The sequence below is a fragment of the Roseateles sp. NT4 genome (genome assembly GCF_051857475.1).
Lineage (GTDB): Bacteria > Pseudomonadota > Gammaproteobacteria > Burkholderiales > Burkholderiaceae_C > Pelomonas.
In genome coordinates this window covers 910,358-934,778 of the sequence record NZ_JBPZGZ010000001.1, presented here as the reverse complement: position 1 = coordinate 934,778, position 24,421 = coordinate 910,358, and the positions used below count along the sequence as shown (strand labels likewise).

The following is a 24,421-nucleotide window of genomic DNA, read 5'->3' as shown; positions in this document are numbered from 1 at the left end:
GTCCGGGCTTAGAGTCGGGGCATGTTGTTGTCCCGCCGTTGCCTGCTGTTTGCTTCGGCTGCATGGCTGGGCACAGCCCGGGCCGCGCCGCCGCTGGAGTGGGTAGCCGGCAATCTGCCGCCGTTTGCCTGGGAGGCGCCTGGCGGGCAGCGCGGCTTTGCCCACGAGCTTGCCGTCGCCATGGCCCAGCGCCTGGGCCGTCCAGCCACCGTCAGCTATGTGCCCTGGGCCCGAGCGGTGCGCACGGTCGAGCAGGGGCAGCACTACGGCATCTTTCCTTTGGCGCGCACGCCGGACCGCGAAGCCCGCTTCCAATGGCTGGTGCCGCTGATGACGGTGCGCTACGGCCTCTACACCCTCGCGACCGAGTCGCGCCTCGAACTCGACCAGTTGCGTGAGCTGCGCGTTGGCGTGCTGCGCGGCTCGCCGATTGCGGCCAATCTGCGGGCCGAGCGCTTCAAGACCATCGTTGAAGCCAAGGACTACCGCGACCTGCTGCGCCTGCTGCGCGAGCAGGCCCTGGATGCCGTCTACGCTGGCACGCCCATGCTCGAGGCCGCCATGGACGAGTATGGCCAGGCCCGCATGCTCTTCGTGCTGCAGACGACGCTCGGTGACGCCACCCTCTACATGGCCGCATCGCTCGGGCTGGAGGCCGCCGAGGCCCGGCGCTGGGTCGCCGCCTACCGCCAGCTCGAAGACGACGGCACCGTCGCCCGCATCCGCCGCCGCTACTTTCCGTAAGTCCTGGCGGCATGTCCGAAAACTGCCAGGATCTGACAGGGGGCCGGCCTAGACTGGCTGCATGTTGTCCGAGAACCTGCCCCCCGAAGCCGCCTACGCCGTCCTGCAGGCGCATGACGTCCGGTTCGACGGCCGGCTCTATGTCGGCGTCACGTCGACCGGCATCTACTGCCGCCCCGTCTGCCGCGTCCGCCTGCCGCGGCGCGAGAACTGCCGCTTCTTCTCGACTGCGGCCCAGGCCGAGGCCGAGCGTTTCCGCCCCTGCATGAAATGCCGGCCGGAGCTCGCGCCCCGGGCCCTGCCGTGGACGACGATGGACGCGTCCCGCACCCTGGCCCAGCAGGCCGCGGCGTGGCTGGACACCTGCGACGACGCCGAAGCCAGCGTCGAAGACCTGGCCACCCATCTCGGCATCACGAGCCGGCATCTGCGTCGCATCTTCCAGGCCGAGCATGGCGTCTCGCCGCTGCAATACCTGCAGACGCGCCGCCTGCTGCTCGCCAAGGCCTTGCTGACCGACAGTACCTTGCCCGTCAGCGAGATCGCCTTTGCGGCCGGCTTTGCCAGCCTGCGCCGCTTCAATGCCGCCTTCATCGAGCACTACCGGCTGCAGCCGACGGCCCTGCGCCGTGAGGGCGGCGGTGCGGCGCCCGTGTCGCGGCTGCGCTTGAGCTACCGCCAGCCGTACGACGTCGCCGGCGTGCTGGCGTTTCTTGCGCCTCGCGCCATTGCCGGCGTCGAGGTCGTGGGGGAGGGCGGTGTGACCCGCTCCCTGGCCCTGATGCATGCCGGTGAGCGCCATGCGGGCTGGCTGCGTGTCAGCTTCGACAAGGCAGGCGAGGTCGGCATCGAGCTGTCGCCCTCGCTGTGGCCGGCCGTCGGCTCACTGCTGCCGCTGCTGCGCCGCTGGCTGGACCTGGACGCCGATCCCGAGACCATTGCCGCCGCCTTGGGTGACGGCGCCGTGCCGGGTCAGCGCCTGCCGGGTTGCCTGGACCGTTTCGAGCTGACCGTGCGGGCCGTGCTGGGCCAGCAGGTCACCGTCGCCGCCGCGCGAACCTTGGCGGGCCGCTTTGTTGAACGCTTCGGCGAGGTCTTGCCCGACGCCCCCGCAGCTTGCCAGCGCCTCTTCCCGACGCCCGAGCGCATCGCCACCGCGACGCGCGACGACATCGCATCGCTGGGCATCATCGGCCGTCGCGCCGACAGCCTCATCGCCCTGGCACAGGCCTGGCCGACGCTGGCCTTTGCCCGCCGCGAGGGCACGCCCGAGGCCGCGGCGCAGGAGCTGACGGCCATCCCCGGCATCGGCCCCTGGACGGCCAATTACATGCTGATGCGGGGCTGGAGCTGGCCCGACGTCTTCCCGCCCGGCGACGTGGTCCTGCGCAAGGCCCTCAGCGCCGGCGGGCCCCTCGTTTCGCCCAAGATCTACCTCGAAGCCGCGGAGCGCTACCGCCCCTTCCGCAGCTACGCCGTCCTGCATCTCTGGAGACATTCATGAGCCACCATCACATCCTGCAGCGCCGCATCGCGACGCCCCTCGGCCCGCTGACGGCCGCCCGCAGCGCCACCGGCCTGTCGGGCCTGTGGTTCGACGGCCAGAAGCACCATCCCGGGCCTCTCGATGCGCCCGAGGACGATGGCAGCGATGCCGTGCTCTCGGCGACCGCAGCCGCGCTGACGGCCTATTTCAGCGGCAGGCCTTTCACGCTGCCGCCGCTCGACCCGGCCGGCACGGCCTTCCAGCGTGAGGTCTGGCAGGCTTTGCTCGACATTGCACCCGGTGCGCCCGACACCTATGGCCATCTGGCCGAGCGCCTGGGCCGGGCGCAGGCCGCCCGGGCCCTGGGCGCGGCCGTCGGCCGCAACCCCATCTCCATCCTGATCCCTTGCCACCGCGTCGTCGGCGCCGACGGTTCATTGACGGGCTATGCCGGCGGCCTGGAGCGCAAGAAGGCCTTGTTGAAGCTGGAAGCGAATGTTGAGGTGATGGCGGCATGAAGGCTTTCGACATCGGCGAACTCGTCCTGCTGGCGGCCCTGTGGGGCGCGTCCTTCCTTTTCATGCGCCTGGGCGCCCATGAGTTCGGGCCCATCGTGCTGGCTGCCGTGCGCGTCGGCCTGGCCAGCCTCATGCTGATCCCGCTGCTGGCCTCGCGCGGTCAACTGGCCGAACTTCGTACGCACTGGAAGGGGCTGCTCATCGTCGGCGCCCTGAACAGCGCTATCCCTTTCGCGCTGTTCTCCTTCGCGGCCCTGTCGATCACGGCGGGCCTGTCCAGCATCGTCAACGCGACGACGCCCCTGTGGACGGCTGTCGTCGCCTTCGTCTGGCTGCGCCAGGGCCTGACCCCGTGGCGCGTGCTCGGCCTCGTCATCGGTTTTGCCGGCGTGGCCTTCCTGGCCTGGGACAAGGCCAGCTTCAAGTCCGGGGAAGAAGACCATTCCGGTTTGCTGGCCGTGCTGGCCTGCGCCGCGGCGACCCTCTGCTACGGCGTCGCGGCGAATGCGACCAAGCGCTTTCTGACCGGCGCTTCTCCGCTGGCCGTGGCCACCGGCAGCCAGTTCGCCGCGGCCCTGATGCTGGCCCTTCCGGCGGCGTGGCTGTGGCCGGCGCAGGCGCCCGGGACGGTGGCCTGGAGCAGCGCCTTCGGCCTGGCGGCCCTGTGCACGGCTCTGGCCTACATCCTCTATTTCCGGCTGATGAGCCGGGTCGGGCCGACGAATGCGGTGTCGGTGACCTTCCTGATCCCGCTGTTCGCCATCCTGTGGGGAGCCATCTTCCTGCAGGAAGCCATCACGGCGCAGATGGTGGCCGGTGGTGCCATCGTGCTGGTCGGCATCGCCCTGGCCCTGGGCCTCGTGGGGCCGAAAAAGCGCTGAAGGAAGAAGGCCGCCTCAAGACGTGGTAGCGTGCGCCCCACAAGAATTGGTAGCGCTACCTTTTGCGTTTGGAGACTGCATGACTTACACCTTCGCTCGCCGCCGCTGGGCCGGCGCCCTCGGCCTGACAGCGGCCCTGCTGCTGAGCGGTACCGCTTCGGCCCAGCCTTCCGGTGGCCCCTATGGCCCCGTGCCGCAGCGTTATGCGGTCCCCAAGGCGGCCCATGTCTATTTCGTCGCGCCGGACGGCAGGCCCGAAGCGAGCGGCGCGACCCTCGGCGAGCCCACGTCCATCGAGTCGGCGATCGACCGTGTCGTTACCGGAGACGCCATCGTCATGCGTGGTGGCACCTACCGCACTGGCGGCCTGCAGCTCAACCAGGGCGTCACCCTGCAGCCCTATCTGGACGAGGTGCCCGTGTTCAAGGGCACCCAGGTCGCCACCGACTGGCAGAGCCTGGGCAACAACGTCTGGCGCACCCGCTGGGCCACCCTGTTTCCCGCCCAGCCCATGGGTTGGTGGCGGCGCGAGCGCGAGGGCATGCTGACGCCGCTGCACCGCTTCAACAACGACATGGTCTTCATCGACGGCGAGGCCCTGCAGTCCGCCGGCTGGGAGGGCGAGGTGTCGGCCAAGGCCTTCTATGTCGACTACGACAAGGGCTATGTCTACATCGGCACCAACCCGGCCGGCCGCCTGGTCGAGATCACGGCCCATGACATCGCCTTGCACCGGCCTTCGCGCGAGGTTCATGGCAAGCCCTCGGACCGCAAGGGCCCGACGCTGCGTGGCCTGACCTTCACGCAATACGCCTACCGTGCCATCGACATCGAGGGCAAGAAGCCGTCTACCCAGGTCTCCGAGGAACCGACCGACGATCCCGTCGGCCCGACGCCTGAAGACCAGCATGGCAAGGAGGTCGTCGGCACGCTGCTGGAGAACGTCACCATCACGCATTGCTCGCGGGTGGCCGGCTATTTCCGCGGCGACAAGCTTGTGATCCGCAACTCGCTGATCAGCGATACCAGCACCGAGGGCATCTACGTCATCGGCTCGTCCGACGTGCTGCTGGAGCGCAACCTGATCCGCCGCAACAACGTCGAGCAGCTGACCGGCTATTTCCCGGCGGCGGTGAAGATCTTCAACCAGTCCAACCGCGTGACGGTGCGCGACAACCTCATCATCGACCAGCCCAATTCCAACGGTGTCTGGTACGACGTCGGCAATGTCGATGGCGTCTTCGTCAACAACTACGTGGAAGGGGCGCAAGCGGGCCTGTTCTTCGAGATCTCCAAGGGCATCACGGTCGCCGGCAACGTCTTCGTCAACAACCAGCAGGGCGTGCGCATCCTGAACAGCTCCGGCGCCAGGATCATTCACAACACCTTCGTCAATTCACCGGCGCTGATCGACCGCAACGAGCGCAGCGCCCAGGGCGACCATTTCGGCTGGCACCCGCAGACCGGGCCCGACGTCAACGAGCGCGTCGGCCACGTCTTCGAGGGCAATCTGCTGGTAGCCGATGCCGGCGTGAAGGGCCCGCTGCTGCGCATCGAGCAGGCGCCTGTCACCTGCGGCAAGGTCACGCAGGCCATGACAAGCCGTGTCGACGGCAATGTCTATCTGCGCGCGGGGGGCGGTGCCCAGCCGCTGGTCAACTGGGCCCCGGTGCCGGGTGCGGCCTGTCAGACGCAGTTCGCCACGCTAGAGGCTTTCCGCCAGGCGGTGCCCGGCGTGGAGTCCACGGGGCGCGCCCAGCAGGGTTTCGAAGGCGCCGTGTTCCGCAGCCCGGAACTGCGCCGCTTCGAGCTGGTCCGCGTCCCCGAGGGCGTGCAGCCGCTGCTGCTGCCCGCCGACGTGCGCAAGCAGCTGGGCTGGGGCGCGACGCACATGCCTGGCGCGCTGCCCTGACGTCAGAACCGGTAGCAGTGGTCGGGCTGCGCGTCGCCGCCCGACACCTGGACGCCGGAGGCCGTGACCGTGGCGCCGGGATAGGCGCCGCGTTGGCAGGCCAGAAGCGCCTCGCGGCTGCCTTCCACGCCCCGTTCGATGAGGGTCTTGCGAGGCTCCAGCCGCAGCACGGGGCGGCTCGGCGCGTGAATCACGCCAGCAGGCGGTGAACCGCGCGCCGTCATGGGCGGCAGCCGCAGATCCAACGGGCTGGCGACCGTGGCAGCCGCAGCCGGCAGGGACACGGCCAGGCACAGCACTGACAGGGCGCGGCGAAGGCCTGCGCCCATCACTTGGGCTTGGATTCCGCCGCCGTTCCGTCCAGCCGGATCACGCGACGCGAACGGCTTTCCGTGTCGTCCAGGGACTCGCTGATCAGGCGGTTGTGCTGCTCCCAATCCTCAGCGCTGCGGATGATGCTGGGCTTGATGAGGACGATGAGCTCGCGCTTGCGGCCGTTGTTGGCGCGGTTGCCGAACAGCATGGACGTCAGCGGGTTGCTGTCGGCGCCGGGCAGGCCCGAGCCGCGGCGGGTGGCTTCCATCTGCATCAGGCCGCCGATGGCGACGATGTGGCCATCAGGGATGCGCACGACGGTGTCGCTCTCGTTGACGCTGGAGCTGGCCAGCGGCAGGCGGAAATTGCCCACCGAGCCGAGGTCGACCTGCTTGACCTTTTCGGTCACGTTGGAGACCGAGGGATGGACATGCAGGGTGATCATGTCGGCCGCATCGATCTGGGGCGTGACGTCCAGCGCGATGCCGCTGAAGAAGGGCGTCAGCGTCAGCGTCGGGATCTGGTTGGTCGTGCCGTTGGTGCCGGTGTTGCTGTTGTTGTTGCCGCTGTTGCTGCCGCTGATGCCGGTGATGAAGTAGTCGTCGGTGCCGACCTTGAGGACGGCCTTCTGGTTGTTCAGCGTCGCGATGCGCGGGCTGGACAGGATCTGCGTGTCGCCGTGGGTTTCGATGAAGCTCAGCAGCGCCTGGAAGCCGCCGCGCGCCAGCGCCAGCCCGAAGGTGCCGCCGCCGGCCGAGGGCAGGGGGATGAGGTCGGACCAGGCCGGGTTCTGCGTGCCGGTGGACAGCACCGGCAGGCCGCGCGTGTTGCTGACCAGCGGGTTGATGATGGTGCTGACGCCGGTCGGGATGGACGGGTTGACGCTGGTTTGGCCGATGGCGCCGCGGTCGCCGACGCGGGACCAGTCGATGCCGCTCTGGTAGCCCTCGCGCAACTCGACCTCGACGATCTTGGCCTCCAGCATGACCTGGCGCTCGACGGAGATGCGGGTGGCCTTCAGCCAGGCCTCGACGTGGCGCAGCTCGTCGGGCATGGCACGCACGGCGACGGTGCCGGTCTGCGGGCTGGTGATGACGGTGCGGCCCTCGCCGGTGCCGACCAAGGCCTTCAAGGCACCCGCCGTTTCGCCCCAGAAGTCGCTCTGCACCTTGGTCGTGAGCTGGGTGCTGTCCTGCTGCAGCACGGTGTTGGTCGTGCCGCTGCTGCCATTGTTGGATGTGTTGTTGCCACCGGCCGGGTTGTTGGAGCTGCTGGCGGGTGCGGCGCCCGAGCTGACACGCACTTCGCTGCGGCCGCTGCGCTGATGGGCCAGCGCGTTGATGGTGAAGACACGGGTCTGCAGTGTCGGCGGGAAGACGGTGATGCGGCGGCCGTCCATGGCGTAGTCGAAGCCGTAGACATCGCGGATGGCGTCCAGCGATTCGCGCACGGTGACGCCCTTCAGCGTGACCGACAGCTGGCCCGACACGCCGGGGTGGACGATCATGCTGTAGCGGGTGTCGCTGACCAAGGACAGGAAGACGTCTCGGGCCGGCGCGCCGTTGACGATAAGGTCGAAACGCGGCTCGGGCGGCAGGACCGGCGCCGGTGGCAGCACGGGCGCCGCGATGACTTCCGGCGCGGCGGCGGCTGCAGAGGCCGGTGGCGCCGCACGCTGGGCCTGCAGCTCTTCGCGCAGGGACTGGCTGGGCTGAGCGACGCGCAACGGCTTGTCAGCGCAGCCTGCCAGCAGGGCAGCCGCAGCACTGGCCAGCAGCAGTCGATGGACGGGGGCCTTCATGGCTTCTCCTTGGATTTCTTGACGCCAGACGCGGCCTGGGACGTTTCGGCGGGCAGGCGCTTTTCGACTCCACCGTACAGCGGCTCACGCCGGAGCTGGCCGGCTTCGCGCAGCCAGACGGCCTGCTCGGTGATGCGTTCAATGCGGGCGCCCTCGAACTGCTCGCCGACGCCGTAGCGGCGGCCGCGCACGACGACATAGGCACGGCCACCGCTGACCATGACCTGGCGGATGGCGACTTCGGCCGGAGCCTCCACGCCCGAGGCCGCCGATGCGGCCTGCGCCGCTGCGATGGCGCTGCGCAGGGCAGCGGGCATGGCGGTGGGGTCGCGGGCGGCATCGTCGGCGGCCTGGGCCAGCGCCGCCGCGAGCAGCAGGGTGATGGGAAGCAACGGCCTCATGGCTGCACCTTGAGCAGAAAGACCTGTGCCGACAACCGCGGCTTTTCGCCGTCGGCGCTCAGGCGCAGCTCGCCCCAACGCAGGCCGGGCAGTTCGCGTTCAAGCGCCTGCAGATAGCGCTGCGCGTCGCGATAGCTGCCCTGCACATGCAACTCCACGCCTTGCCAGCTCATGCCAGGCATCAACGCCGGCGTGGCGCCTCGCGCCGCAGACGCAGCGCCGGCGGGGCTTGCAATCGGCAGGTCATCCAGCAGCACCAGCCTTTCCAGCACGAGGCCGGCTTGCTGGGCCAGCAGGCGCTGCAGCACGGCCGACAGGCCTTCACCGGCATTGAGGCTGCTGGCCTGGCGCAGTTCGGCGTCCAGCTGCTGGCGGTCGGCCTTGGCCGCATCCAGCTGGCCTTGCAGCTGCGTCGTCGGACCGTCGGCATTGCTGCTGCTGGCGACCCTGAACTGCTCGCGCAATTGCGTGATCTCGGCGGCTTGCTTGGCCTGGGCCTCGCTGCGTTCCTTGGCCCGGGCGGCCAGCGGTGACATGACGAAAGTGTCAAACAGCGCCGCCAGCACCGCGACCAGGCTGAGGAAGAGGATGGCCCGCTCGCGCAGGCTCAGTGCGTCGATGCGCTTGGCCTGGCGCTCCCAGGCGGATTGCAACGGTGCAAGGCGCCGACGCAGCAGCGCGAGGTCGATCTGGGTCTGGGCCTTCATCGCGCGCTCCCGGAGGCGGCGCTGGCCGGCGCGGCCGGCGCGCTGACCACGCGGAACACCCAGACCGGCAGGCCGGCCTTCTCGAGCGGTGCGCCGCGCGCCATCAGCGGATGGTTGCTGAGCTCGCTGCCCGGCGCTCCGGCGCGGTCCACGCGCAGGGCCGCCAGCTCCTGGCCCGCCAGCAGCGGATGCGTGCCGAGCCTGGCCAGCCACGGGCGCAGCACGGCCGTATCCAGCGTGCCGCCGCTGATCTCGAGGCGGCCGGGCGTGTAGCGCAACTCACTGAGCCAGGCCTGCTCGGGCAGGCTGTTGGCGACCAGTGCGAGCAGATCCGAGTGGCGCTGGCCCGGCAGGCCGTCGGCGCCCAGCGTGCGCAGCAGTGCGCGGCGCTCGGCGTTGCCGGCCTGCAGTGGCAGCAGTTGCTGTTGCACGGCCGCCGGGTCCAGCGGCGCCGGCAGGCCAGCGCGGGCGACGGTGAGGGCCTGGCGCTCGGTGGCGTAGCGTGCCAGCAGGGCCTGGTGTTCGGCCTCCGCATTGCGGTCGCGCTGCTGCATCCACAGCGCGGCGACAAAGCCGGCGACGATCAACAGGCCGCTGGCTTGCAGCAACGTCAGCGCCGAAAAATAGCGCTTGGGTGCCAGCAGGATGGGCGTGAGCAGATTGATTTGCTGGGCCATCAGAGCTTTCTTGTCTCCGTGCGCAGGGCGGCGCCCAGCAGCGGAAGGCAGGCTCCCAGTGCCTGCGTCGCATCGCCCTCGGGGGCCGGGGCGGCTGGGGCGAAGGCGGCCAGGGGATTCAGGGCCACGGTGCGTTGGCCGAGCTCGCGCTGGATCAGCGCGGCGACCTCGGCGCCGTGCTCGGCCGTCGCGACATACAGGCGCGCCAGCGGAAGCTCAGGCCAGCTGCGTTCCCACACGTCAATCGAGCGTTGCAGTTCCACGACCAGGGGCGATTCCTGGGTGGCACCGGCATCGAAGGCGCCGCCAGGTTGGTACTCGAAGCCCAGCGGCAGCTCGGCAACGCCGGCTCCGCCCTGCTCGCCGCGAGCGCGGGCCAGCAGGCCGGGGTCGCCCTCGAGGCGGCGCGTGTAGAAGAGCTCGTCGCCGGCGCAGACGACCAGCAGGCAATGGCGCTCGTCGATGTGGACGGCGGCACAGGCGCGCGCGCTCAGCTCGTCGGCGCGCGCCTGGGCGGCCAGCAGATTGCGCAGCGCCGTCTCCCAGACGTCGACGATGCCGATCTGGTCGCTGATGCCGGCTGCGCCGTTCGTCAGGGTCTTGATGGCGCTGTTGCGGGCCGCGATGACAAAGAGATGGCGCTGCGGCCGCTCGACGTCGCCGCCGACATGCATGACGTCCAGCGTCAGTTCGGCGACATCGACATCCACCATCTCCTTGATCTGCCAGCGCGCGGCCGATTTCAGCTCCTCCTGCGGCACATTGGGCGTGTCGACCTTGAGGATCTGGTAGTCGGCCGGGTCCAGCAGCGCGATAGCGTCCCCGCTGGGGACAGGTTTTGCCTCCGGCAGCAGACCCCAGCGCAGCAGGCGGGCGGGTTCTTCGCCAGGCGGGCCGTCGGTCAGCACGAAGGCGTGCTGCTCGCCGACACGGCGCAGCAGCAGGCGATGGGCGCTGCGGCGGGGAGACCAGGGCCAGCGCATCAATAGTTCTCCCGCTGGTAGACGACGCCATCGCTGCCGCGGAACAGCCCCCAGGTGGCGCGGGCGCTGGGGTCGCTGGTGGCGGTGTTGCCGCACCAGGCGCCGCGCAGCGACGCAAGATTGGCACCGGCGGTGGCGGCCTTCGAGGCCGTCCAGCCGCTGGCGGTTTTCAGGCAGGAGGCGTCGGCCGAGGTCGAACCCAGGGCCACGGTGACGTCCATGCTGCCCAGGCGTCCGCCGCCGGGGGCGGCCAGGGTGATGTAGACGGGGTTGGCGGGGTCGACGGTGACCGCATTCGGGTTCATGACCGCATCGGCGCTGGTCAGCGTCTTGCGGAAATTGCCGAAGCTCAGGTTGGTGTCCGTGATGCGGGTGCAGGAATCCAAGGCGTTGTTGACGAAGATGCCGCCATTCCAGTATTGGGCGCTCAGCGGCAGTTTCAGCGCGCGGTTGGCCGCGCTCAGCGCATTTTGTAGGCGCAATCTGCCGTACCGCAGGGGGATTTGCCCGGGATGGACCCTGGTGTGGTCGTTGCCGGCAATGGCGGGGTCGGCATCCAGGTCAAAAGCGCGCATGCCGACGTTGTCCTGATCCAACGGCGCGATGCCGAACAGCGTGTTGTCGAAGGGTCCGTCGGGCGCGGCCAGGCGCCTGGGGGTGACCGTCAACGTCACGCTGGCCGTGCCGGCTGCCGCGTTGCCGACCGCGGGCCAGGCGCCAGCGCTGGCCACAGTCAGCCGGCTCGAGGGCAATTTCGTGGTGACGGCATTGGTGGTGTCGCTGCCTGCCAGATTGAAGTTTGTCGTGGCGAGGTCGAAACGGGCATAGGTGTTGCCGGCGTAGTTCTGCGTCGTGACCCCTTGGGCGTTGACGGCCGCCAGGGTGAAATTGACGCTGAAGCTCTCGTCGAGATAGGTGAAGGCGGAGGCCGCCGGACAAGCCTGAGCGACGCGGTGGTTCGACGCGACGGGCACCACGGTGAAGCCGGCTGGCGTGAACCGCCCGATGTTGTTGCTGGCCGGCAGGGGCAGCGTGGGCGTCGGGACGTTGCCACCGCCGAGGTAGTTGGTGTCAGCGATCGTGCCCGTGATGCTCATCAGCCCCACCTCGCTGTAGGTCAGGCCTGTGACGGCGGCGACGCCATTGGTGAACGCGGTCCCGGCGACGGTGGTGTTGCCGCCGAGCGTGCCCGGGTTGCCGCCAACGGGCTCGACGAGGTTGGCGGCCAGCAGCACGCCTTCAGGTGCGGCCTCTTTGCCGAAATTGGGCGTGGCCGCGCCACCGGAGGTCTGGGCCGTGACGCGTGCATTGAAGAGCGCGCCTGCGGCCACGAAGACGCCGGGCGTGCTGGACGAGGAAGCCGGATTGACGACACCGCCCGGAGTGACGGCGTTGTCGATCAAAAACTTGGCCGGCCTGGTGACGAAGGCATTGCCGGTGCCGCTGATGTCAATGCCGGCCAGGGCGTTGGTGGCGTAGTTGAAGAACAGCGCCGTCTTGCCCACATCGGCAAAGGTCAACGTGAAGGGCGCGTTGCCATAGCCGTCGAAGGTCATCGGCACGGCTGCCGTGGCCGTCGACACACCGTTGGCGTTGCTGGCGATGGCGGTGCCGTTGACGCTCATCAGGTTGCTGCCGCCGCAGGTCGTGGGGTCGTTGCACTGATAGCCCCAGTTCACGTTGCGGTTGCCGGTCAGCGCGGCCTCACAGACCTGGGTGGACGTGCCGCTCTTGACGGCACGAAGGTAGTAGGTGGACGACGCCGTGCCGGCAACCTGGGTGGGCAGCGTGATCGCGGCGCCGCCCGTGTTGGTGGCCGTGGCCGGCGTGCTGGCCACGATGAAGCCCGAGCGCTTGAAGGTCGTCGGGCAGCTGTTGGAGGGATAGCAGCTGGCACCGTCCGGGCAGCACTGCCGCGCGTTGGCGGCGGACGTGCTTTCGGCGCTCAGCGTCAGCGTCGCAACCGTGTTGTCGGCGCCGCCGGGCAGGCTCAAGGTCGTCGTGGCGACGCCGTTGCTGAAGCTGAGCAGGGTGTTGGCCAGGGTGCCGGCGTTGGTCGTCAGCGTGGCGGTGCCGTTGACCGTGGTCTCAACGCTGCAGGTGGCCGCATTCGTCGAGCAGGCCTTGACGGTGACCGTGGTGGGAAGGCAGGTGAGGCTGGCGGAAGGCAGCCACACCTCGTAATGGTCCAGCGGCGGCGGACAGGTGTGGGCCGGGTTCATGTCCGCCGTCAGCTCCAGCGCGCTGATCTCGTAGTTGTAGACCCGCATCTCGTCGATATAGCCATTGGCCGAGGCGAGCGTGGCGTTGGTGGGCGCGGGGCTGCTGCGGTTGTCACCGACGAAGAGGGTGCCGATGCTGTTGTCCAGGCCACCCGTGGTCGTGCCCGTCGTGGCGCCGACCTGGCTGCCGTTGATGTAGATGCGGACCACGCTCTGGTTGCTGCCGGAGGCCAGCTTCCAGGTGACGCCGATGTGCTTCCAGGTGGCGGCGCCGCCGGTCTGGGCCGCGGTGACGGCAGAGATCAGCACGCCGGTGCTGTCGGCGGCGGTGAAGCGCAGGGAGCCGTCGCTCTGGCGCACCAGGAAAAACGGTTTGCTCGTCGAAGTCGTCGCGTCCAGCAGCATGGCGGCACCGCTGTTCCAGGCGGCGTTGGCGTAGTACCAGAAGGTCACGGCGCCGGTGTCGCCGATGCCGGAATTGACGTCGAGCAGCGTGTCGACGGCGTGACTGGCGGACGAGGCATCGGCCGGGATGCTGAGCGATCGGCAGACCACCCGCGGCGAGGCCACGGTGGTGGCGCTGCCGACGCGCACGCCGTTGTTGCTGCCGCCGCTGCTGTCCAGCACTTCGCCGACGCGGCCGCTGTAGCTGTATTCGTCGAAGCGGTACTCGGCGCGGCGGGTCGGCGTCCCGCTGGGCACGAACCAGCGGATGGCGCTGCCATTGGCGTTGTAGCCGCTGTTGTAGGAGTACTGCGTGTAGTCGCTGCTGTCGATCTGCACGCCGATGGTGGCCTTGGAACCGGTGGCGTTGGCATTGCCGTACTGGTACTTGAACTCGCCGTTCACGCCGCTGGCACTCTCGTAGAGGATGATCTGGAAGGTGTAGGGCGTGGTCGTGCTGTACTGGTAGACGCCGTTCCAGGACACGACGAGATAGCGGTTCGGCGCCGTGCCCTTTTGTTCCCAGGTCACGCCGCCACTGCCGCTCGCGCTGGGGTTCAGGTCGGTCCAGTAGGCCAGGATGACATTGGTCGTCGCCGTCGCCGTGCAGCCGCTCTGCGCAGCCGGCGTGCCGGCGGGCAGGGCGGTGTTGGTGAAGGTGCGGAAGAAGCCGGTGTCGGTGCCGAACTGCAGGCCGCCGTTGGCCAGCACGCGCACCGAGGTGTAGTCGGTGCTGGCGAATCTGAACTTGAATCCGCCGGTGAGGGTGATGGTGGCCTTGTCGTCATCGCCGGGATAGCCGGTGCAGGTCTTGTCCCAGGTGATGGCATTGGCGGCCGTTTCCCAGGCGTAGCTGTCGCTGCGGAAGGTATAGGTGGACGCGGCCCGCGCGCAGCCATACGACAGCGCCAGGGCGATCAGCAGGAGGAGGCGGAACCAACGAGACATGTCTTGGAGGACAGAGTGCGGTTGAGTTGGCGCTCGGCATAGGCCGGCTCGGTGGTGGCGCCGTTCGGACAGGTCCCGGCGCTCGTGATGTTGCAGGCCGTGGCCTGGATGTCGTAGAAGGCCAGCACCCGATCGCCGTCCGTCGTCGTGCCGGCGTTCGGCGTGCGGGCGCAGGTGACGGTGACCGTGAAGTCGGACAACTGGTCGGGCAGGGCAAAGCTCTTGGTCCCGAAGCAGGCTGGCTGTGCGCCGTTGCGCAGGATCTGGAAGCTGCCCCACTCCAGACCGGCCAGGGCGGCCTGGTAGGCCTTGGCGGCGGCCAGCTCACCGGCCGAGCCGAGTTGCTGCCGCTGGCTCAGCGAGGCCAGCGCGATGCCCAGCGCCGCCAGCACCACGAGGATGAAGAGCATGGACATCATGGTGAAGCCACGCAGCGCCTTCATGGCAGGTTGTCCACGTGAACTGCGTGGTACAGGGTCACCGTCTCGACCGGATCCGACTGCACGGCCGGGTCCCGGGTCTGCAGCGACAGCTCCAGCGAGACCAGGCCATAGCGTGCCCCGACGGCGGCTGGGTCGAATCTGAAACTGCAGCCGCTGACATTGCGGGCCAGCAGCGCACTGGTGCCCCCGGCCGGCGGGTTGGGCTGGACGGCAAGAAAGCCGTAGCCGCTGTAGCGGGTCAGCGTCCGCGCCGACAGATCGCAACGGTAGGTCACGGGCGGCTCGATGGCATAGACCCGGAACGGCGGCGCCTGCAGCGGGTTGGGCAGAGCCGCGCCGGAGACGCCGACGTTGAGCGCATTGCCGGCGGCGCTCGTCGATGTGCGCACATTGCTGCCGGTGTAGGCATCGGCATCGGAGGTGCCGGCGCCCAGGTTGTACCAGGCCAATTGCTGGCTGGCATGGCTGAGCTTGAGGGGCGGCCCGACGATTGCAAAGTTGGGGATGGGCGTCACGCCGAACCGCAAGGCGCCGGCGGCATCGGTGGCGTAGCGTGCCGCGCCGCTGACGGGGATGAGTTCCAGGCTGTTGCCGGTGATGCGCACGCTGTTGGGCAGGGCGCCGGTCAGGTCGCGCGCGATGCGGCGCAGGGTGGTGTCGGCCTGCTCGCCGAGCTGGGCGCGAGCGCCGCTGTCGAAATAGGCGGTGCTGGCCGGCACGATGAAGAGCGAGACGATGGTGATGACGATGCCGGTCAGGACGATGACCAGCACCGCCTCGATCAGCGTGAAGCCGCGCTCAGTTCGCATCATTGGGCGCATAGCGGGTTCGCCAGCCTTGCAGGCTGAGCGCCGAGACGTTGGGGGCCGTGACGGTGACGGTGATCTTCAGCGCCTCACCAGCCGCGACGCTGTCCAGGGCCATCCCAGTGACGGCCACCGAGGCGCCGTAGCCGCTCAATCCGGCGAGGACCGTGCCAGTTGCGTCGCGGATGCCGCTCATGGAGAAGCCCGCGTAGTCGTTGACGTTGTCGAAGTAGGTCGGGCCGTAGCGGGTTTCACCGGTCTCCGGGCCGCTGTTCTCGGCGCCGCCCGCACAGTCGGCGGCGCTGTTGGCCGTGGCAAGCTGAGGGGATTCAGGATCGCACCAGGTGAAATTCATCAACTCCACCTCGCGCAGCAGCGATTCGGCGATGGCCAGTTGCTGGCGGCGGATCATGGGATCGGCACTGCCTATCGTCGCGGTGACGAAGACCTTGAGCAGCGCCGCCAGGGCAATGCCGACGACGACGATGAACATCAGCAGTTCGATCAGGCTCAGGCCGCGCGGGCGCGGCCGGCGGGGCAGCGTCGGCATGCGGGGGATGCTAGCCGGGCGCCTCATGGTCCAAGCCTCAAGGAGTCGGGTAAATCAGACCGGTATCCGCTTCGATGCGGTAGGCCTGGCTGTAGCTGCCCGAGGCGACCGTGACGGTCAAGGCGCCGCCCGTACTCGTCGTGGTGGCTCCGCTGTTGGCGCTGTTGAAGGTCACGGTGCCGCTTCCTGAGATGCAGGGGCTTTCGGTGGGGGGGCAGGACAGCGTCCCGAGCGAACCGCCGCTGGCATAGGCCCAGCTCACGCCGGTGCTGCTGAAGGTCGCCACGATGGGGCGGCGCTGCTGCAGGGCCTGCCTGAGCAGGGCCTGGTGGCGGCCCATCAGGTCATCGCCAAAAGAACGCAGCCGCCACTGCGTTGTGTCCACCATCTTGGGGATGGCGAACACCGCCAGGGCGGCTGTGATCACGATGACGAGGATGAGCTCGATCAGCGTGAAGCCCGCGGCTGAGCGCGGGGCACGGGTCATGGGATCAGAGGATGCCGGTGGCGGTGAACGTCGCCGTATTGGTGGTCGACGTCTGCGTCAGCGTGCAGCTCACGGTGGTGTTGTTGCCGGCTGCCAGGGAAGCAATGGTGTAGCCGGTGGGCAGGCCGCCTTGCAGCGCGTTCGGCACCTGGTTGCAGTCGGTGATGGGAACGCTGCCGTTGGTGGTGCTCACCTTGCGGGATGCGTAGTTGATGGCCGATGCCGAGCTCAGCGCGCCGGCAACGCCACTCAGCGCAGCGGCCTTGGCATCGGTATCGACGGCAACGAACTTGGGCAGGGCCACGGCAGACAGCACACCGAGGATGACGATGACCATCACCAGTTCGATCAGGGTGAAGCCGGCTTGCTGGGACTTGTTCATGGATGCCTTCCTTGCGCTCTATGCGCTGTGGTGCGATGTGGCATGACTATCGGCCAGGGCCCCAGCGATGAGAAGTGAATAGCTCACGAGTTTTATGACGGCTCAAAGCCGGCCTGCAATCCGTTGCAGGATTCACGAACGACGAGCCCGTCAGCGCCCCATGGCCGCCTGGCCGAGGTTCCACAGCGGCAGGAAGACGCCCAGGGCCAGCACCAGCACCATGGCACCGATGATGGTCAGCAGGATGGGCTCGATGGCCGCCGACAGGCCCTTGATGGCGAAGTCGGTCTCGCGCTCGTACATCTGGGCGATCTCGGTCATCAGGGTGTCCAGCTCGCCCGTCTCCTCACCCACCGCAATCATTTGCAGAACGATGGGCGTGAAGACGCCGGTGCCGGTGGCGCAGCGCGAGATGCTCTCGCCGCGTTCGACGCCGTCGCGCATCTGCTCGATGCGGGCGCCGATGTAGGCGTTGTCCACGGTCTGGGCCACGACGGTCAGGGCCTGGCTGATGGGCACGCCCGAGCTGCTGGCCAGCGCAAAGCTGCGCGCGAAGCGGGCCAGGGTGGCCTTCAGCACGATATTGCCGGCAATGGGCAGCCTGAGCTTGAAGCGGTCCCAGGCGTAGCGGCCGTCGGGCGTCGCGATCCAGTTGCGCCAGGCCAGGGCGATACCGATGAAGCCCGCGACCACCATGGGCCACCACTTCACCGTCCAGCCGGAGAAGCCGAGCAGGATGCGCGTCATCAGCGGCAGCTCGCTCTTGAAGTGGGAAAACACCTCGGCAAACTTGGGCAGCACGAAGATGTTGATGATCACCAGCGCGATGGCCATCGCGACGACCACCATGATGGGGTAGCGCAGCGCCTGCTTGATGCGGGCGCGGATGTCGAGCTCGAACTCCAGGTGCTCGGACAGGCGCTGGAAGACCTCGGTCAGCTTGCCGGTCAGCTCGCCGACACGGGTCATGGCGACGTAGAAGGTGCTGAACACGGTGGGGTGACGCGCAAAGGCGGTACCCAGCTCGCGCCCCTGGTCCAGGCTGGCGCGCACGTCCTGCAACAGGGCGACGATGCCGGGGTGGCTGGTGGAGGCCTCCAGGCCGGCCAGCGAGCGCAGGATGGGCACGCCGGCCTTCTGCAGCGTGTAGAGCTGACGCGTCAGCACCAGGGCGTCTTCCTGGGTGATGGGCTTGGCGAGCAGGGCCTCGAGCCAGTTGCTGCCACCCGCCACGCTGACGGCTTCATTCGTCGCCTCGATGCTGACCGGCACGACGCCGCCGGCCATCAACTGGGCGGCGACAGCGTCGCTGTTGGCAGCGTCGACAATGCCTTCGACCAGCTCGCCGCGGCCATTGCGCCCCTTGAAGGCGAAGTTGCTCATTCAGCGTCCACGCTGATGCGGACGGCTTCGGCCAGTGAGGTCTTGCCTTCGCGCACCAGTGCCAGGCTGCGGTCGGCCAGGGTCTTGCCCTTGAGCCACCTGCGCGCGGCGGTCAGGAAGCCGCCGGCATCGCTGTTCTGGATGGCGAGGGCCATGTCGGGGTCGAGCTCCAGCATCTCGTAGATGCCGCGCCGGCCCTGGTAGCCGGTACCGTTGCACTCGGAGCAGCCGCGGCCCGCGACGCTCTTGACGGGGCCGGTCTCCTCACCGTTCAAGGTCATGACCTCGTTGATCCAGGCCTGCTCCTGGGGCGTCGCGTGATGCGGTTCGGCGCAATGCTTGCAGACGCCGCGCAGCAGCCGCTGGGCCAGCACGGCCTGCAGCGAGGTGGCGACCATGAAGGGGGGCGCCCCCATGTCCAACAGGCGGAAGGGCGTGGAGACGGTGTCCTTGGTGTGCAGGGTGCTCAGCAGCAGGTGGCCCGTGATGGCGGCGCGCAGGCCGATCTCGGCGGTTTCGGCGTCGCGCATTTCGCCCACCAGGATGACGTCGGGGTCCTGGCGCAGCGCGGCGCGCAGCACCTTGGCGAAGTCCAGCTCGATCTTGTCGTTGACCTGCACCTGGGTCAGGCCGGGCAGGCGGTATTCGATGGGGTCTTCGGCCGTGATGATCTTGAGCTTCTCGGAGTCCAGTTCGGCCAGGGACGCGTACAGCGTCGAGGTCTTGCCGGAGCCGGTCGGGCCGGTGACGAGGATCATGCCGGAGTCGCGGTTCAGCAGCTCGCGGAAGCGCTTGAGCATGTCCTCGGGCATGCCGATGTCGCCCAGGCGGCGCAGGGCCGAACCCTGGCCCAGCAGACGCATGACGACCGACTCGCCGTACTGGCTGGGCATGGTGGACAGGCGCACGTCCAGGGTGCGGTCGCTCAGGCGCAGCGTGAAGCGGCCGTCCTGGGGCAGGCGCTTCTCGGAGATGTCCAGGCCGGCCATCAGCTTCAGGCGCTGGGCCAGGGCCGGCGCGATGCGCTTGTCGGCCTGCGTGAGGGTCTGCATCAGGCCGTCGACGCGGTTGCGGATCAGCAGCTCGCCCTCCTGGGGTTCGATGTGCACGTCGGAAGCGCCGGCGCGGGTCGCGTCCTCGAACACCGACTGCAGCAGGCGCACGACGGGCGCGCCTTCCTGGCCGACGCTGGCCTGCAGGGCGCCGAAGTCGACGGCGTCGCCGATGTCTTTCTCCAGCGCCTTGGCCAGGCCGGAGATCTCGTCGCTGCGGCGGTAATGCTTGTCGAAGACGGCCGGTAGCTGGCTTTCGGCGACGACGGCCATGGCCAGGCGGCGCTTCAGGATCTTGGCCAGCTCGTCGAAGCCGAACAGGTCCAGCGGGTCGGCCATGGCCACCAGCAGGGTGTCGCCGCGCTCCTCCAGCACCAGGGCACGGAAGCGCCGCGCCGGTGTCTCGGGCAGCAGGCGCACCAGGTCGGTCTTGAGCGGGAAGGTCTTGAGGTTGACGAAGGGCGCGCGCAGCTGGCGGGCCAGCACATGGGCCAGGGCCTCCTCGGTGATGAGGTTGGCCTCGATGAGGATGCGACCCAGCTTCTTGCCGGTGGCGCGCTGCAGTTCCAGCGCCTGGCCGAGCTGCTCGGCCGAGATCAGCTGCTGCTCGACGAGAACGTCGCCCAGGCGCAGCTTGGGGCGGGGGGCGGCGGCTGCCGTTTCGACCGGGGTATCACTCATCGGCTCGAACTCTCAATGTTGGCTTCCACGAGCCTCTGCGCAAAAGAGTGCCTTCCCCAGCGACTGCCGCGGAACTGGCTTTGCCAGGCCGCTGGCAGTGCCCCCTCGAGGGGGCCGGCGAAGCCGGTAGGGGGTGGGCGATCTATGCATTGCTGGTGGCGTGGACTTCGGCGAGGGTGGTGATGCCCTGCAAGACCTTGATGATGCCGTCCTGGCGCAGCGAACGCATGCCTTCGGCGAGGCCGGCGTGATGTAGTTCCTCGGCGCGGGCCCCGGTCTGGATCATGCGGCGTATGTCTTTGGACACAGTCAGCAGTTCGTGCAGGCCGGCGCGGCCCTTGTAGCCGCTGCCGCCGCAGGCCGTGCAGCCGGGGCTGTGGTACTTCATCAGCCGGCCGCCCTGGCCATAGGACTTGATCCAGTCGGACATCAGTGCGAGCTTGCTGGGCCGGCTCTCGGCCGGGAAGACATGCAGATAGTCGTCCAGCAGTTCCTGCAGCTCGGCCTCGGTCATGGCCTCGCTGGTGCGGCAGGTCGAGCAGCTGCGCCTCACCAGGCGCTGGGCCAGCACGGCCAATAGCGAATCGGCAAAGTTGAAGGGGTCCATGCCCATGTCGAGCAGGCGGGTGATGGTCTCGGGCGCGCTGTTGGTGTGCAGGGTGGACATCACCAGGTGGCCGGTCAGCGAGGCCTCGACGGCGATCTCGGCCGTCTCCTGGTCGCGGATTTCGCCCACCATGATGACGTCGGGGTCGGCGCGCAGGAAGGCACGCAGGGCCTTGGCAAAGGTCCAGTCGATCTTGGGGTTCACCTGGACCTGGCGCAGGCCGGCCTGAGTGATTTCGACCGGGTCCTCGGCCGTCCAGATCTTGCGCTCCGGCGTGTTGATGTAGCTCAGCGCCGAGTGCAGCGTCGTCGTCTTGCCGGAACCGGTCGGGCCGACGCACAGCACCATGCCGTAAGGGCGGGCGACGGCCGACTGCAAGGCGGCGAGGTTGGCCGGGCTCAGGCCGATGCGGTCCAGCGGCATGGGCTTGCTGCTGGCCAGCAGCCGCATGACGACGTCTTCCAGGCCGTTGTTGGTCGGGATGGTCGCCACGCGCAGCTCCAGCTTGTGCTGGGGCGAATACTTGGCAAAGTTGATCTTGCCGTCCTGGGGCTTGCGACGCTCGGAGATGTCGAGGTCGCACATGATCTTGACGCGGGCGATCACGGCGTTGCGATAGGTATGGGGCAGCTCCAGATAGGGCTGCAGCACGCCGTCGCGGCGGAAACGGATCTTGAGCTTTTCGCGCCCCGGGTAGGTCTCGATGTGGACGTCGGACACGCCCTGGTTGTGCGCCTCGATGATCATGGAGTTGATCAGGCGTACCAGGGAGTTGTCGCTCTGCTCGATGTGCGACTCTTCTTCCTTGGTGCTGCGCTCGCTGCTGTCGCGCTCCAGGCTCTCGATGAGCTTGTTGGAGCTCTCCAGCGTGAAGTCGGGCTGGAAGTCGGGCAGGGGGTCGGCATTGCCGCGCGGCAAAGCCTCGGCGCCATAGCGGTCGAAGGCCGACGGAATCGCGAACTGCAGGGTGCCGAGCTTGGTCAGCGTCGGCACGACCTTGAGCTGGGTGATGAACTCGACCTCGTCGAGGGCGTCGCGCCGCGTCGGGTCTTCCATGGCGACGATGAGGCGGCCGTCGCGCAGCACCAGGGGCAGCACTTCCAGCCGCTTGGCGACGGCATGCGGCAGCTTGCGCACGGCATCGGGCTCGATGGTGAAGTTCTCGACGTCGACGACCGGATAGCCCATCTTGCGCGCCAGCGCCGACTGCAGCTGGGCACGGCTGATGACGCCCTTGCGCACCAGCAGCTCGCCCAGCGGCACGGAGCGGTCGTCGCGCTGCTGCACCAGGGCGTGCTCGAGCTGGTCGGGCGTGACCAGCTCCAGGGCCAGCAGGGCCTCGCCGATGCGCACCATGGGCATCTTGGCCTGCTGCTCGATGGCCTGCATCAGCTGCTCGGCCGTGACGATCTGCTGGTTGACGAGGATGTCGCCGACGCGGCGCTGGCGCAGATCGCTCTGCTCGACGGCGGCGGCATTGAGCTGCTCGGGCGTGACCAGCGCATCCTTCAGCAGCATGTCGCCCAGGCGCTCGCCGATCTCGAAGTGCGCCAGCACCTCGCGCGGCACGAAGACGCGGCGCACCGAGTCGTCGTCGTCGGCCAGCGGCGGGAACAGGAAGAGGCCCAGGTTGTCGTTGTGATGGCCGATGGTGGTGCCCTTGAGCTCGTCGCCGCCGTTGAAGACGACGCGGAACTCGGTGCGCGGTCGCTGGTCCACGCTCAGCGGCGAGCTCAGATCGCCGGCATCCCGGGGCGGTACCGTGACCGTGCGCAGCAGCTTGATGGCGCGGAACTGGCTGAACTTCAGCGGCATGCTGTTGCGCGCCGGCGGCACATTGATCTGCACGATGCGGTCGCTGGCATCGAGCTGCAGCAGCTGGCCGGTGCTGCGGCTGTTGTTCAGGCCGAGGATCTCGCAGGCCTCGGGGCCGCGCTGCACCTGCGGCTGGGGGTAGGCGGCATAGGGGGGGCTGGGCCAGAGGAAACCGGAAGCCGGAACGCCCGTACCCGCAGTGGGGTCGGTGTCGACATGGGGCCAGGGCAGGGGCTGGGACGGGTCGTTCATGGGCTGGGGCAGCAGGGGCTGCCGATGATTATGGAGGGCTGGGGCCGCGGCCCAGGCCCGAAAAAACGCCGTGCTGACGCCTCAGACCCACGGGCTGCAGCCCGCACCGGGCTTGGGGACAATGGGGCCATGAACATCCTGCTCACCGGTTTCGAACCCTTTGGCGGCGAGGCCATCAATCCCTCCTGGGAAATCGCACGGGCCCTGCAGGGCCAGGTCATCGCCGGCGCCACGGTGCAGACGCGCTGCCTGCCGACGAGCTTTGGCGGCGCACCCGCCGCGCTGGCCCAGGCGCTGGCGCAAGTGCGGCCGGCGCTGGTCATCTGCCTCGGCCAGGCGAGTGGCCGCACCGAAATCTCCATCGAACGCGTGGCCGTCAACCTCATCGATGCCCGCATCGCCGACAACGCCGGCGAGCGACCGCAAGACGTGCCGGTGCGCGCGGATGCACCGGCGGCCTATTTCTCGACACTGCCCATCAAGGCCATGCGCAATGGCCTGCGTGCGGCCGGGCATCCCGCCGGACTTTCGCTGTCGGCCGGGGCCTTTGTCTGCAACCAGGTGTTCTTCGAGCTGCAGCACCAGCTCGCCGGCCAGGCCGTCAAGAGCGGCTTCATCCACATTCCGGCCCTGCCCGAGCAGGCGGCGCGCAGCCTGCCGACGGTGGCCAGCATGAGCCTGGCGGCCCAGGTCGATGCCATCAAGCTGGCTATCGCGATCGCCTGGACGGGAGAAGAGGAGCTCGCCTCGGCGGCGCCCGACGAAGGCGCGCCCGTCGCTTGATCAGTCTTCGGTGTACTGACGCCAGCGGGCGCTGGCCTGGCGCATCAGCGCGACCTGGCGGTAGAAGCGGCGGCAGTTGGTGCAGATGCGGTGGTGCAGGCGCAGCGACAGGCGCTCGGCCAGCGGCACGCTGCGATCCTCCGCCTTCAGCGTGATCTCCGTGGCTTCCCGGCATGTGATCTTCAGCTTGATCAAGTCGCTCCTCCGGCCTGCGCGGCGCCGAACCAGCCGGTCTGCAGGCATTCCCTGAGCCTCAGCCGGGCCCGGTGCAGCATGACCCAGAGATTGGTCGGCGTGATCGCCAGTTCCTTACAGATCTCCTCCGACTCCAGCTCCAGCCATTCCCGCATCATGAAGAGCCGCCCCTGCTGGCCCGGCAGCTTCTCGACACAGGCCTCCAGCACCTTCATGAAGTCCAGCTGGCGCAGCACGTCCTCGGGGTTGCCCCAGTCGTGCTGGGCCTCGCGCCAATGGCCGTCGCCAGCAAACAGCAGCTCGTCCAGGTCCTCGCTGTCTTCGCTCGTGGCCGTCGTCGACATCTCGCGGCTGTTCTTGCGGATCTGGTCGACCAGCTTGTGCTTGAGGATGCCCACCAGCCAGGTCTTGAGCTGACTCGCGCCGGCGAAGGCCTGGGGCTTCTCCAACGCGGCGAGCAGGGTCTCGGAGACCGCATCTTCGGCCCAGGCCGGGTTGCGCAGCTGCAGCCGGGCATATTTCAGCAGGGCAGGGCGCAGGGTCTCGATCTGGCGGCAGAAATCGGCGGAGGCGGTCATGACGGCGGGCAGTGTAAGGACTCGGCAGTGTCTTGCGACTTCAGCCTCGCCGCCGCATCATCGGCCGCCTTTCCACCCCCCAACCTTTTGGAGACCTGTCCATGAAGAACCAAGCCCTCGTGTCCTCCGCCCTCGCTGCCGCCCTGTCGCTGGGCCTCGTCGCCCAGGCCCAGGCGGCCGACGCCGGCAAGGAAAAGTGCTACGGCATCGCCAAGGCCGGCCAGAACGACTGCGCTACCGCCAACGGCAGCCATTCCTGCGCCGGCCAATCCAAGGCCGACAAGGACGCCAACGAATGGAAGTACGTCGCCAAGGGCACGTGCGAGAAGGAAGGCGGCTCGACCAAGGCGCCCGCCAAGAAGTGACCG

24 protein-coding genes are annotated in these 24,421 nt (G+C 68.5%); 7 read left to right on the top strand and 17 right to left on the bottom strand.

The features are described 5' to 3' along the window. Positions 1–21 precede the first annotated feature (21 nt). The 5 genes from ACS5PN_RS04440 (at position 22) to ACS5PN_RS04420 (ending at position 5,541) form a co-directional block, all read left to right on the top strand. On the top strand, positions 22–744 hold the full coding sequence (locus tag ACS5PN_RS04440) for a substrate-binding periplasmic protein (protein WP_439462728.1): 723 nt from the start codon (positions 22–24) through the stop codon (positions 742–744). Between the two features lie 61 nt (positions 745–805). Continuing rightward, complete coding sequence (locus tag ACS5PN_RS04435; RefSeq protein ID WP_439462727.1) at positions 806–2,248, top strand: Ada metal-binding domain-containing protein; 1,443 nt, start codon at positions 806–808, stop codon at positions 2,246–2,248. Beyond that, on the top strand, positions 2,245–2,748 hold the full coding sequence (locus ACS5PN_RS04430) for a methylated-DNA--[protein]-cysteine S-methyltransferase (protein WP_439462726.1): 504 nt from the start codon (positions 2,245–2,247) through the stop codon (positions 2,746–2,748). Before ACS5PN_RS04435 ends, ACS5PN_RS04430 begins: the two co-directional genes overlap by 4 nt. After that, the gene (locus ACS5PN_RS04425) at positions 2,745–3,629 is read left to right on the top strand and encodes a DMT family transporter (protein ID WP_439462725.1); all 885 of its coding nucleotides are present in this window, start codon (positions 2,745–2,747) and stop codon (positions 3,627–3,629) included. Before ACS5PN_RS04430 ends, ACS5PN_RS04425 begins: the two co-directional genes overlap by 4 nt. A gap of 79 nt (positions 3,630–3,708) precedes the next feature. Next, on the top strand, positions 3,709–5,541 hold the full coding sequence (locus ACS5PN_RS04420; protein ID WP_439462724.1) for a right-handed parallel beta-helix repeat-containing protein: 1,833 nt from the start codon (positions 3,709–3,711) through the stop codon (positions 5,539–5,541). Between the two features lie 2 nt (positions 5,542–5,543). On the opposite strand, the gene ACS5PN_RS04415 is transcribed toward ACS5PN_RS04420, so the two are convergent. The 15 genes from ACS5PN_RS04415 to ACS5PN_RS04345 all read right to left on the bottom strand — a co-directional run bounded on the left by ACS5PN_RS04415 (position 5,544) and on the right by ACS5PN_RS04345 (position 22,497). Then, complete coding sequence (locus ACS5PN_RS04415; protein WP_439462723.1) at positions 5,544–5,870, bottom strand: hypothetical protein; 327 nt, start codon at positions 5,868–5,870, stop codon at positions 5,544–5,546. Beyond that, on the bottom strand, positions 5,870–7,657 hold the full coding sequence (locus tag ACS5PN_RS04410; RefSeq protein WP_439462722.1) for a secretin N-terminal domain-containing protein: 1,788 nt from the start codon (positions 7,655–7,657) through the stop codon (positions 5,870–5,872). Before ACS5PN_RS04410 ends, ACS5PN_RS04415 begins: the two co-directional genes overlap by 1 nt. Then, a complete protein-coding gene (locus ACS5PN_RS04405) occupies positions 7,654–8,058 on the bottom strand; it encodes a hypothetical protein (protein WP_439462721.1) in 405 nt (134 codons plus the stop codon). Before ACS5PN_RS04405 ends, ACS5PN_RS04410 begins: the two co-directional genes overlap by 4 nt. Beyond that, complete coding sequence (locus ACS5PN_RS04400) at positions 8,055–8,765, bottom strand: hypothetical protein (protein ID WP_439462720.1); 711 nt, start codon at positions 8,763–8,765, stop codon at positions 8,055–8,057. Before ACS5PN_RS04400 ends, ACS5PN_RS04405 begins: the two co-directional genes overlap by 4 nt. Next, a complete protein-coding gene (locus ACS5PN_RS04395; protein ID WP_439462719.1) occupies positions 8,762–9,442 on the bottom strand; it encodes a PilN domain-containing protein in 681 nt (226 codons plus the stop codon). The genes ACS5PN_RS04400 and ACS5PN_RS04395 overlap by 4 nt, the downstream gene beginning before the upstream one ends. Further along, a complete protein-coding gene (locus ACS5PN_RS04390) occupies positions 9,442–10,425 on the bottom strand; it encodes a hypothetical protein (protein ID WP_439462718.1) in 984 nt (327 codons plus the stop codon). The genes ACS5PN_RS04395 and ACS5PN_RS04390 overlap by 1 nt, the downstream gene beginning before the upstream one ends. Then, positions 10,425–14,039: a DUF6701 domain-containing protein gene (locus tag ACS5PN_RS04385; RefSeq protein ID WP_439462717.1), complete on the bottom strand. Its 3,615-nt coding sequence runs from the start codon at positions 14,037–14,039 to the stop codon at positions 10,425–10,427. Before ACS5PN_RS04385 ends, ACS5PN_RS04390 begins: the two co-directional genes overlap by 1 nt. Then, a complete protein-coding gene (locus ACS5PN_RS04380; RefSeq protein ID WP_439462716.1) occupies positions 14,009–14,482 on the bottom strand; it encodes an agglutinin biogenesis protein MshP in 474 nt (157 codons plus the stop codon). The genes ACS5PN_RS04385 and ACS5PN_RS04380 overlap by 31 nt, the downstream gene beginning before the upstream one ends. Then, positions 14,479–15,291, bottom strand: coding sequence for a PulJ/GspJ family protein (locus tag ACS5PN_RS04375; RefSeq protein ID WP_439462715.1), 813 nt, complete (start codon positions 15,289–15,291; stop codon positions 14,479–14,481). The genes ACS5PN_RS04380 and ACS5PN_RS04375 overlap by 4 nt, the downstream gene beginning before the upstream one ends. Further along, positions 15,281–15,838, bottom strand: a complete 558-nt coding sequence (locus tag ACS5PN_RS04370; protein ID WP_439462714.1) for a type IV pilus modification PilV family protein — start codon at positions 15,836–15,838, stop codon at positions 15,281–15,283. Before ACS5PN_RS04370 ends, ACS5PN_RS04375 begins: the two co-directional genes overlap by 11 nt. A gap of 37 nt (positions 15,839–15,875) precedes the next feature. Next, positions 15,876–16,325, bottom strand: coding sequence for a pilus assembly FimT family protein (locus tag ACS5PN_RS04365; RefSeq protein WP_439462713.1), 450 nt, complete (start codon positions 16,323–16,325; stop codon positions 15,876–15,878). A gap of 4 nt (positions 16,326–16,329) precedes the next feature. Continuing rightward, positions 16,330–16,707 carry a type II secretion system protein gene (locus ACS5PN_RS04360; protein ID WP_439462712.1) on the bottom strand — a complete coding sequence of 126 codons (378 nt, stop codon included), beginning with the start codon at positions 16,705–16,707 and terminating at the stop codon, positions 16,330–16,332. Between the two features lie 150 nt (positions 16,708–16,857). Beyond that, complete coding sequence (locus tag ACS5PN_RS04355) at positions 16,858–18,090, bottom strand: type II secretion system F family protein (protein WP_439462711.1); 1,233 nt, start codon at positions 18,088–18,090, stop codon at positions 16,858–16,860. Next, on the bottom strand, positions 18,087–19,823 hold the full coding sequence (locus tag ACS5PN_RS04350; RefSeq protein ID WP_439462710.1) for a GspE/PulE family protein: 1,737 nt from the start codon (positions 19,821–19,823) through the stop codon (positions 18,087–18,089). Before ACS5PN_RS04350 ends, ACS5PN_RS04355 begins: the two co-directional genes overlap by 4 nt. Before the next feature lie 142 nt (positions 19,824–19,965). Further along, entirely contained in the window at positions 19,966–22,497 is a 2,532-nt protein-coding gene (locus ACS5PN_RS04345) for an ATPase, T2SS/T4P/T4SS family (RefSeq protein ID WP_439462709.1), read from the bottom strand. 129 nt (positions 22,498–22,626) lie between these two features. On the opposite strand from ACS5PN_RS04345, the gene pcp reads away from it, so the two are divergent. Continuing rightward, on the top strand, positions 22,627–23,280 hold the full coding sequence (gene pcp / locus ACS5PN_RS04340) for a pyroglutamyl-peptidase I (RefSeq protein WP_439462708.1): 654 nt from the start codon (positions 22,627–22,629) through the stop codon (positions 23,278–23,280). Here the strand turns inward: pcp and ACS5PN_RS04335 are convergent, their stop codons facing one another. Both ACS5PN_RS04335 and ACS5PN_RS04330 read right to left on the bottom strand, forming a co-directional pair. Continuing rightward, positions 23,281–23,475: a zf-HC2 domain-containing protein gene (locus tag ACS5PN_RS04335; RefSeq protein ID WP_439462707.1), complete on the bottom strand. Its 195-nt coding sequence runs from the start codon at positions 23,473–23,475 to the stop codon at positions 23,281–23,283. Further along, the gene (locus tag ACS5PN_RS04330; RefSeq protein ID WP_439462706.1) at positions 23,472–24,053 is read right to left on the bottom strand and encodes a sigma-70 family RNA polymerase sigma factor; all 582 of its coding nucleotides are present in this window, start codon (positions 24,051–24,053) and stop codon (positions 23,472–23,474) included. Before ACS5PN_RS04330 ends, ACS5PN_RS04335 begins: the two co-directional genes overlap by 4 nt. Before the next feature lie 101 nt (positions 24,054–24,154). Between ACS5PN_RS04330 and ACS5PN_RS04325 the strand changes: the two genes are divergently transcribed. Then, complete coding sequence (locus tag ACS5PN_RS04325; RefSeq protein WP_439462705.1) at positions 24,155–24,418, top strand: BufA1 family periplasmic bufferin-type metallophore; 264 nt, start codon at positions 24,155–24,157, stop codon at positions 24,416–24,418. Positions 24,419–24,421 lie beyond the last annotated feature (3 nt).